The organism is Mesorhizobium sp. M2A.F.Ca.ET.039.01.1.1 (assembly GCF_003998035.1).
Lineage (GTDB): Bacteria > Pseudomonadota > Alphaproteobacteria > Rhizobiales > Rhizobiaceae > Mesorhizobium.
Map to the genome: position 1 here is coordinate 1 of NZ_RZRY01000234.1, position 8,727 is coordinate 8,727.

Below are 8,727 nucleotides of genomic sequence, written 5' to 3' on the forward strand. Positions count from 1 at the left end.
CCACTTGTCTCGCGGCCCATGCGCTGCCGCCGGAAGCCAAGGGCGACAAGGACGCGTTCATCGATCTCGTCGCCGACACCATACTGCCGCAGGTCGCCGCCGAAAAGCTCGCCGACGCCGTCGATGGTTTTTGCGAAGGCATCGCCTTCTCGCCGGAGCAGATGGCCCGTGTCTTCGACAAGGCCAAGGCCCTCGGCCTGCCGGTGAAGCTGCACGCCGACCAGCTTTCCAACCTGCATGGCGCGGCCCTTGCCGCGCGCTATGGCGCGCTGTCGGCCGACCATCTTGAATACACGGACGAACAGGGCGCCGCCGCGATGGCCAGGGCCGGCACCGTGGCCACGATCCTGCCCGGCGCCTACTACTTCATCCGCGAAACCAAGAAGCCGCCGGTCGATCTCTTCCGCGGCCACGGCGTGAAGATGGCTGTCGCCACCGATAGCAATCCCGGCACCTCGCCGCTCACCTCGCTGCTGCTCACCATGAACATGGCCGCGACGCTCTTCGGCATGACCGTCGACGAATGCCTCGCCGGCGTCACCCGTGAGGCCGCGCGTGCGCTGGGGCTCCTCGACAAGACCGGCACGCTGGAAGCCGGCAAATCGGCCGACCTCGCCATCTGGGACATCGAGCGCCCGGCCGAACTCGTCTATCGCATGGGCTTCAATCCGCTCCATGCCCGCATCTGGAGAGGACAATGACCGAACTGACCCTGACGCCCGGCAGCGCGACGCTTGCCGACTGGCGCGCCATCTATCGCGGCGCCGTGCCGAAGCTGGACGACGCCTGCCGGCCAAGGATCAAGGCCAGCGCCGAGGCGGTGGCTCGCATCCTCGCCAAAGGCGAGCCGGTCTATGGCATCAACACCGGCTTCGGCAAGCTTGCCAGCGTCCGCATTCCAGAAAGCGATCTCGAAACGCTCCAGCGCAACATCGTGCTCTCGCATGCCGCCGGCGTCGGCGAGCCGATGCCGGTCGCCGTGGTGCGGCTGATGATGGCGCTGAAGCTCGCCAGCCTTGCCCAGGGTGCCTCCGGCGTGCGCGCCGAGACCATCGACCTGCTTCAAGGGATGCTCGCCAACGACGTCATTCCGGTCGTGCCGGCGAAGGGCTCGGTCGGCGCTTCCGGCGACCTCGCGCCGCTCTCGCACATGACCGCCGTCATGATCGGCGTCGGCGAATGCTTTACCCCGCATGGGCGCTTCCCGGCCAAGGTCGCCTTCGTCTCGCATGGGCTGGAGCCGGTGACGCTCGGCGCCAAGGAAGGCCTGGCGCTGCTCAACGGCACGCAGTTCTCGACCGCTTTTGCGCTGGCCGGCCTGTTCGAGGCCGAGGTGCTCTACCAGTCGGCGCTGGTTGCCGGCGCGCTATCGACGGACGCAGCCAAGGGCTCCGACGCCCCCTTCGATCCGCGCATTCATCTGTTGAGAAAACATCGCGGTCAGATCGAAACGGCGGATGCCTTGCGCAATCTGATGGCCGGCAGTGCCATCCGTGAATCGCATCGCGTCGACGACGAGCGCGTGCAGGATCCGTACTGCCTGCGCTGTCAGCCGCAGGTGATGGGCGCCGCGCTCGATGTGCTGCGCAAGGCCGCCGACACGCTCGAGACCGAGGCCAATGGCGTCACCGACAACCCGCTGATCTTCGCCGAGGACGACACCGCGCTCTCCGGCGGCAATTTCCATGCCGAGCCGGTGGCCTTCGCCGCCGACATGATCGCGCTGGCGGTCTGCGAGATCGGCTCGCTGTCGGAGCGGCGCATCGCCATGCTGGTCGATCCGGCGCTGTCGGGCATGCCGGCCTTTCTCACGCCCAAGCCGGGGCTCAATTCCGGTTTCATGATTCCGCAGGTGACGGCGGCAGCGCTTGTTTCGGAAAACAAGCAGAAGGCCTATCCGGCGAGCGTCGATTCGATCCCAACCTCGGCCAACCAGGAAGACCATGTCTCGATGGCCGCGCACGGCGCGCGCCGGCTGCTCGGCATGATCGAGAATGCGACCGCCGTCATCGGCATCGAATTGCTGGCCGCGGCGCAAGGCTGCGATTTCCAAGCGCCGCTTGCTTCGAGCGAGGCACTGGAAGCGGTGCGCAGGCTGGTCCGCGCCGAGGTGCCGTATCTCGACAATGACCGGCATTTCCATCCCGACATGGAAAAGGCAATCGCCATGGTGCGCAGCGGCGCCGCGGTGAAGGCGGCCGGTGCTGTGAAGCTGCCGGGGATTGCGTCGTGAGAATGCTAACGACGACACGGCGCCGTAGAGCGCCAACGCACGGAGGTCTCGCATGACCCCTCCCTGGCTTACCGTCACCCAAGGCACTGCGCCTCTGCTGGTCTCGATCCCGCACACAGGCATCGATCTTGCAGGCCTGGACTCCCGCCTGGTCTCAACCTGGCTCGGCCGGCGCGACTGCGACTGGTGGATCGACAAGCTCTATGATTTTGCCGCCGACCTTGGCGCGACCGTCGTGCACACCGCCATCTCGCGCACGGTCATCGACGTCAACCGTGATCCTTCCGGCGTTTCGCTCTATCCCGGACAGCCGACGACGACGCTCTGCCCGACGGACACGTTCGACGGCGATCCGCTCTACAATATGGGCGACGAACCGACGCCGTCCGAGATCGACCAGCGCCGCGAGACCTATTTCGTGCCGTATCATGCCGCCCTGCAGGCCGAGATCGACCGGCTGCGCGGCATGCATGAGAACATCGTGCTCTATGACTGCCATTCGATCCGCTCGGTGCTGCCGCGCCTGTTCGAAGGCACGCTGCCGGTCTTCAACCTCGGCACCAATGACGGCAGGAGCACCGATCCGTCGCTGCAGCAAAAGGTCAGCGAGATCCTTGCCGCGACCGGCGAGAGCTGGGTGGTGAACGGCCGTTTCAAGGGCGGCTGGATCACCAGAAGCTTCGGCCGGCCCGAGAACGGCGTCCACGCGCTTCAGATGGAGCTCTCCAACCGCGGCTATATGCGCGAGCCGGCCGAAAAGGGTTCGCCGGAAAACTGGCCGGTGCCTTACGACCCAAGCTATGCCGCGCCGATCCGCGCCACGCTGAAAACCATTCTCGAAACCGCCATTGAATGGGCTGGGCGCTGACGCGCCGCCTTACTCGAAAGGGACAATGATGAACGATCCGCGCCACAACATTCGCGAAGTGCGTGCGCCCCGCGGCGACAAGCTCAACGCCCGCTATTGGACGACCGAGGCGCCGCTGCGCATGCTGATGAACAATCTCGACCCGGAGGTCGCCGAGAACCCCAACGAGCTGGTCGTCTATGGCGGCATCGGCCGGGCGGCGCGCACCTGGAACGATTTCGACCGCATTGTCGCTTCGCTGAAGATGCTGGGCGAGGACGAGACGCTGCTGGTTCAGTCCGGCAAGCCGGTCGGCGTCTTCAAGACCCATTCCAATGCCCCGCGCGTGCTCATTGCCAACTCCAACATCGTGCCGCACTGGGCGAACTGGGAGAAGTTCAACGAGCTAGATAGGAAGGGCCTAATGATGTACGGCCAGATGACGGCCGGCTCCTGGATCTATATCGGCACGCAGGGCATCGTGCAGGGCACCTACGAGACCTTCGTCGAGGCCGGCCGCCAGCATTACAACGGCGACCTCAAGGGCAAGTGGATCCTGACCGGCGGCCTCGGCGGCATGGGCGGCGCCCAGCCTCTGGCCGCCGTCATGGCCGGTGCCTCCTGCCTCGCCATCGAGTGCAACCCTGACTCGATCGATTTTCGCCTGCGCACCCGCTATCTCGACGAGAAGGCCGAGACGCTGGATGAAGCGATGGAAATGATCGATCGCTGGACCAAGGCCGGCGAGGCGAAGTCCGTCGGCCTGCTCGGCAACGCCGCCGAGATCGTGCCCGAAATGTTTAGGCGCGGCATCCGCCCCGACATCCTCACCGACCAGACCTCGGCGCATGACCCGATCAACGGCTATCTGCCCAAGGGCTGGACCATGGCCGAATGGCGCGAGAAGCGCACCTCTGATCCGAAAGCCGTCGAAAAGGCTGCTCGCGCATCGATGCGCGAGCATGTCGAGGCGATGGTGGCGTTCTGGAACGCCGGCGTGCCGACGCTCGACTACGGCAACAACATCCGCCAGGTCGCCAAGGATGAAGGTTTTGAGAACGCCTTCGCCTTCCCGGGCTTCGTGCCGGCCTATATCCGCCCGCTGTTCTGCCGCGGCATCGGTCCATTCCGCTGGGCAGCGCTCTCGGGCGATCCGGAGGACATCTACAAGACCGATGCCAAGGTGCGCGAGCTCACTCCCGGCAACACGCATCTGCATAACTGGCTCGACATGGCGCGCGAGCGCATCTCGTTTCAGGGCCTGCCGGCGCGCATCTGCTGGGTCGGCCTCGGCGACCGCCATCGGCTCGGCCTCGCCTTCAACGAGATGGTCGCCAAGGGCGAGCTGAAGGCTCCCGTCGTCATCGGCCGTGATCATCTCGATTCCGGTTCGGTCGCCTCGCCGAATCGCGAGACCGAAGCGATGAAGGACGGCTCCGACGCCATTTCCGACTGGCCGCTGCTCAATGCGCTGCTCAACACCGCCTCCGGCGCCACCTGGGTGTCGCTCCATCACGGCGGCGGCGTCGGCATGGGCTTCTCGCAGCATGCCGGCATGGTGATCGTGGCCGACGGTACGGCAGAAGCCGCCAAGCGCCTGGAGCGCGTTTTGTGGAACGACCCGGCGACCGGCGTCATGCGCCATGCCGATGCCGGCTACGACATCGCCATTGAGTGCGCCAAGGAGCACCAGCTCAACCTGCCGGGCATATTGGGCTGAGCCGATGCGTATCCTTCGTGCCGCCGATTACCGCGTCATGCCGTGGAAGAATGGCGGCGGCACGACCACCGAGATCGCGGTTTCGCCCGACGGCGCCGGGCTCGACGATTTCGACTGGCGCGTCTCCATGGCCCGCGTCGAAACCAGCGGGCCGTTCTCCAGCTTCGCCGGCATCGACCGCACGCTGTCGGTGCTGGAAGGCGAGGGGATTGTCCTCGACATTGCCGGCCGGGCGCCGGCGCGGCTTACCGCTGACTCGGCGCCGCTCGCCTTTGCGGGCGATGTGCCGACCAGCGCCGCGCTGATCAGTGGCCCGATCACCGATCTCAACGTCATGACCCGCCGTGGCCGCATGGCCCATGGCGTCGAGCGCATGCCGCTCTCCGGCGAGATTCGCATCTCGCCGCGCGCCGACAAGACGCTGGTTCTGGCAGCCAACGCAGGCTTCAGGCTTCTCACAGACGATGCGCCGAGCCTCGGACCGCTCGATACGCTGATCCTCGATCGCCACAGCCCGGAATTGCGGCTCCAGCCTCAGGGGCAGGGGCTGCTTTTCGTGATCGCGCTCGATCGCCTTGCCGCCAACCATTAACGGCTGTTGCCAAACATGATCGCGGCGCGGGCGAATTATCGCCCGGCCCCTTGCATGTATCACGAAAAAGCCTGATTCCTTGCCCTGATCCAACCGGGGGCGAAGAGCGAGGGGCGTTAGCCCACGAGCTGTCGAAAGGGCACGCCCCTGTTGTGGTGCGCAGAACAAACTTTCGGCCGATCAGTCATGCAACCAATTGCAATTGAACCGGTTTTAGGGCCATTGCCGTGGCGGTGACGCCGCATTGCGCCCCCGCTTACGGAATTTTCAATGAACATTCAGACCAATCCCAACAAGATCGAACAGACAAGCGCCGGCTTCCCGTTGGTGACGGAAGCGCCGATACGCTCCAATTTCCTCCCTGAGGACAGGCTGCGCGCCTTGGGCGTCGCTTTAGCCAAGAGCGAGGTCAAGGACCTGTTCGGCCTCGCCCCGTTCGAGTTCCAGGCCCGCATCCGCGACAGCGCCAAGAAGATCCTCGAAGTCTACCGTTCGACCAATGCCGCCCAGGCCAAGGGCGAGACCATCACGCCGGCCGCGCAATGGCTGCTCGACAACAACTATTTGGTCGAGGAGACCATCTTCCAGGTGAAGCGTGACCTGCCGCGCCGCTTCTATCGGCAGCTGCCGACGCTCACGCTCGGCGACAGGACGGTGCTGCCGCGCGCTTTCGTCGTTGCCTGGAGCTATGTCGAGCATTCCGACAGCTCGGTCTCGGCCAACATGTTCAAGGCCATTGTCGAGGGCTTCCAGTCGGTCGAGCCGATGAAAATCGGAGAGCTCTGGGCGCTGCCCTCGTTGCTGCGCTTTGTGCTGATCGAGAACCTGCGTCGCATCGCCGTGCGCGTCGACCGCACCAGGCAGATGCGACACATCGCCAACGAGGTTGCCGACCGGGTTCTCGCGACCGACGACAATGCCGACCGCACCAGGATCCTGTCCAACTACAGCGCGCATGCGCAGGACACCACTTTTGCCACCCAGTTGCTCTACCGCCTGCGCGACGGGTCGCAGAACGCCGGCCGGGCGCTGGAATGGCTGGAGGGAGAGCTGGAAAAGACCGGCTCCGACGCCGAGGAGATCATCATCTCCGAGCATCAGACGCTTTCCAGCGGCAATGTCACCACCGGCAACATCATCCGCGGCCTGCGCCTCATCAACGACGTCGACTGGACGGTCTGGTTCGAAGGCGTCAGCCGCATCGACACGCTGTTGCGTGAGAAGACCGATTTCGCCGACCTCGATTTCTTCTCGCGCGACCAGTACCGCACCGCGATCGAGCAACTGGCGCGGCGCTCCGAGCTGTCCGAATATCGGGTGGCCGAAAAGGCGATCGAGCTTGCCGGCCACACGCCCGGCGTCACCGATGCATCCGGCGTGCCGGAGACAGCGGATCCGGACGTGCACACCGATGTCGGCTTCTTCCTGGTCGGGCCGCGCCGTCAGGAGCTGGAAAAGGCGATCGGCTACCGACCGCCTTTCTATGTGACCTTCAAGCGTGCCTTTGCCAGCGCTGGCTGGATGGGCATCGTCGGCCCGGTTTTCCTTCTGACGGCGCTGCTGTTGGTGCTGTCGGGCAGGGCGCTCGCCAATCTCGGCCTGTCGGTGGAATCGATCACGCTGATGCTGGCGCTGTTCGCGGTGCCGGCAAGCGAAGGCGCGCTGGCCTTCTTCAACACCGTCGTGGCGCTGTTCCTCAAACCCACCCGGCTTGTCGGCTATGACTACAACAAGCACGGCATCCCGGCCGAGGCGCGCACGCTGGTCGTGGTGCCCTCGCTGATCGGCTCGCGCGACGACGTCGAGGAAAACATCCGCAACATCGAGGTGCACCACCTCGCCAACACGGCCGAAGAGATCCATTTCGCCCTGTTGTCCGACTGGCCGGATTCCAAGACCGAGATCGACGCCGCCGACATCGAGATCCTGCAATATGCCCGCGACGAGATCGCTAGGCTCAACGCCCGCTATCCGTCGGAAGGCTCGCCGCGCTTCTACCTCTTGCATCGCCGCCGGCTCTACAACCAGGCGCAGGGCTGCTGGATGGGCTGGGAGCGCAAGCGCGGCAAGCTGCATGAGCTGAACCTTCTCCTGCGTGGCGACAGCGACACTACCTTCCTGCCGCTCGACGTGCCGCTGCCGGAAAAGGTCGTCTATGTGATGACGCTCGACGCCGACACGCGCACCACGCGGGACGCGGTTTCGAGCCTGGTCGGCAAGCTCGCCCATCCGCTGAACCGCCCGCATTTCGATCCGGTCAAGCGCGTCGTCACCGCGGGCTACACGATCCTGCAGCCGCGCATCACGGCATCGCTGACCAGCGGCGACGATGCCTCCTTCTTCCAGCGCGTCTTCTCGGCCAATCGCGGCCTCGACCCCTATGTCTTCGCCGTCTCCGACGTCTACCAGGACGTCTTCGGCGACGGTTCCTTCACCGGCAAGGGCCTCTATCATGTCGACGCCTTCGAGGCGGCGCTGAAGAACCGCATCGACGAAAACACCATCCTCAGCCACGACCTGCTCGAAGGCGCGCTCTCGCGCGCCGCTTTGGTCACCGACGTCGAGCTGGTCGAGGACTATCCCACCCGCTACTCCGTCGACGCCTCGCGCCATCACCGCTGGGCGCGCGGCGACTGGCAGCTGCTCGGCTACATTTTCGACCCGCGCTCCGGCGTGCCGGCGCTGTCGCGCTGGAAGATGGTCGACAATCTGCGCCGCTCGGTCACCCCGATCTTCTGGGTCATGGCCTGCGTGGCCGGCTGGACGCTGCTGCCCTTCACCCAGGCGGCGCAGTGGCAGGCGCTTATGATCCTCAGCCTGTTCATGGCGCCTACCTTCGACATCGTGAACGGCATCCTGCCCAAGAGCGGCGACCAGACGCCGCGCGGCCATTTCTCGGCGCTTGCGCGCGACACCGTCTTCGGCACGGCGCTGGTGGCGCTGAAGGTGCTCTTGATGGCGCATCTCGCCTGGATGATGGGCGACGCCATCATTCGCACCATCTACCGCCTCTTCGTCAGCCGGCAGAACCTGCTCGAATGGCGCACCGCCTCGCAGGCCGCCAAGGGCGGCAACGATCTCGGCGCCTATTACGGCATGATGTATGGCGCGGTGATCATCGGAGTCGTCGGCCTGGCTATTCCGGTGCTGGCCGATTCCACAGGCGCCTTCGTCGCCTTCTTCTTCGCCATCTTCTGGATCGCTTCGCCCGCCGTCGCCTGCTGGATCAGCCGCTCGGCCGAGACCGAGGACAGGCTGCGCATCTCGAGCGCCGACATCCAGGTGCTGCGCACCTTCGCGCGCCGCACCTGGCACTATTTCGAGACCTTCGTGAC

The 8,727-nt window shown here is 65.3% G+C and carries 5 protein-coding genes and 1 pseudogene; all 6 read left to right on the forward strand.

All coding sequences use genetic code 11. The features are described from left to right. Positions 1–701, forward strand: a 701-nt coding sequence (locus tag EOA24_RS18455) for an amidohydrolase family protein (protein ID WP_145992533.1), incomplete at its 5' end; no start/stop codon positions are given. Beyond that, positions 698–2,233 carry a histidine ammonia-lyase gene (gene hutH / locus EOA24_RS18460; protein ID WP_126083086.1) on the forward strand — a complete coding sequence of 512 codons (1,536 nt, stop codon included), beginning with the start codon at positions 698–700 and terminating at the stop codon, positions 2,231–2,233. The genes EOA24_RS18455 and hutH, both read left to right, overlap by 4 nt. A 52-nt stretch (positions 2,234–2,285) precedes the next feature. Beyond that, positions 2,286–3,101, forward strand: coding sequence for an N-formylglutamate deformylase (gene hutG / locus EOA24_RS18465; protein ID WP_126083085.1), 816 nt, complete (start codon positions 2,286–2,288; stop codon positions 3,099–3,101). 28 nt (positions 3,102–3,129) lie between these two features. Next, the gene (hutU, locus tag EOA24_RS18470; protein ID WP_126083835.1) at positions 3,130–4,800 is read left to right on the forward strand and encodes a urocanate hydratase; all 1,671 of its coding nucleotides are present in this window, start codon (positions 3,130–3,132) and stop codon (positions 4,798–4,800) included. Positions 4,801–4,804: 4 nt separating this feature from the next. Further along, the gene (locus EOA24_RS18475) at positions 4,805–5,392 is read left to right on the forward strand and encodes a HutD family protein (RefSeq protein WP_126083084.1); all 588 of its coding nucleotides are present in this window, start codon (positions 4,805–4,807) and stop codon (positions 5,390–5,392) included. Positions 5,393–5,662: 270 nt separating this feature from the next. Next, positions 5,663–8,727 (forward strand): annotated as a pseudogene (locus tag EOA24_RS18480) (protein ndvB); the annotation flags it as partial.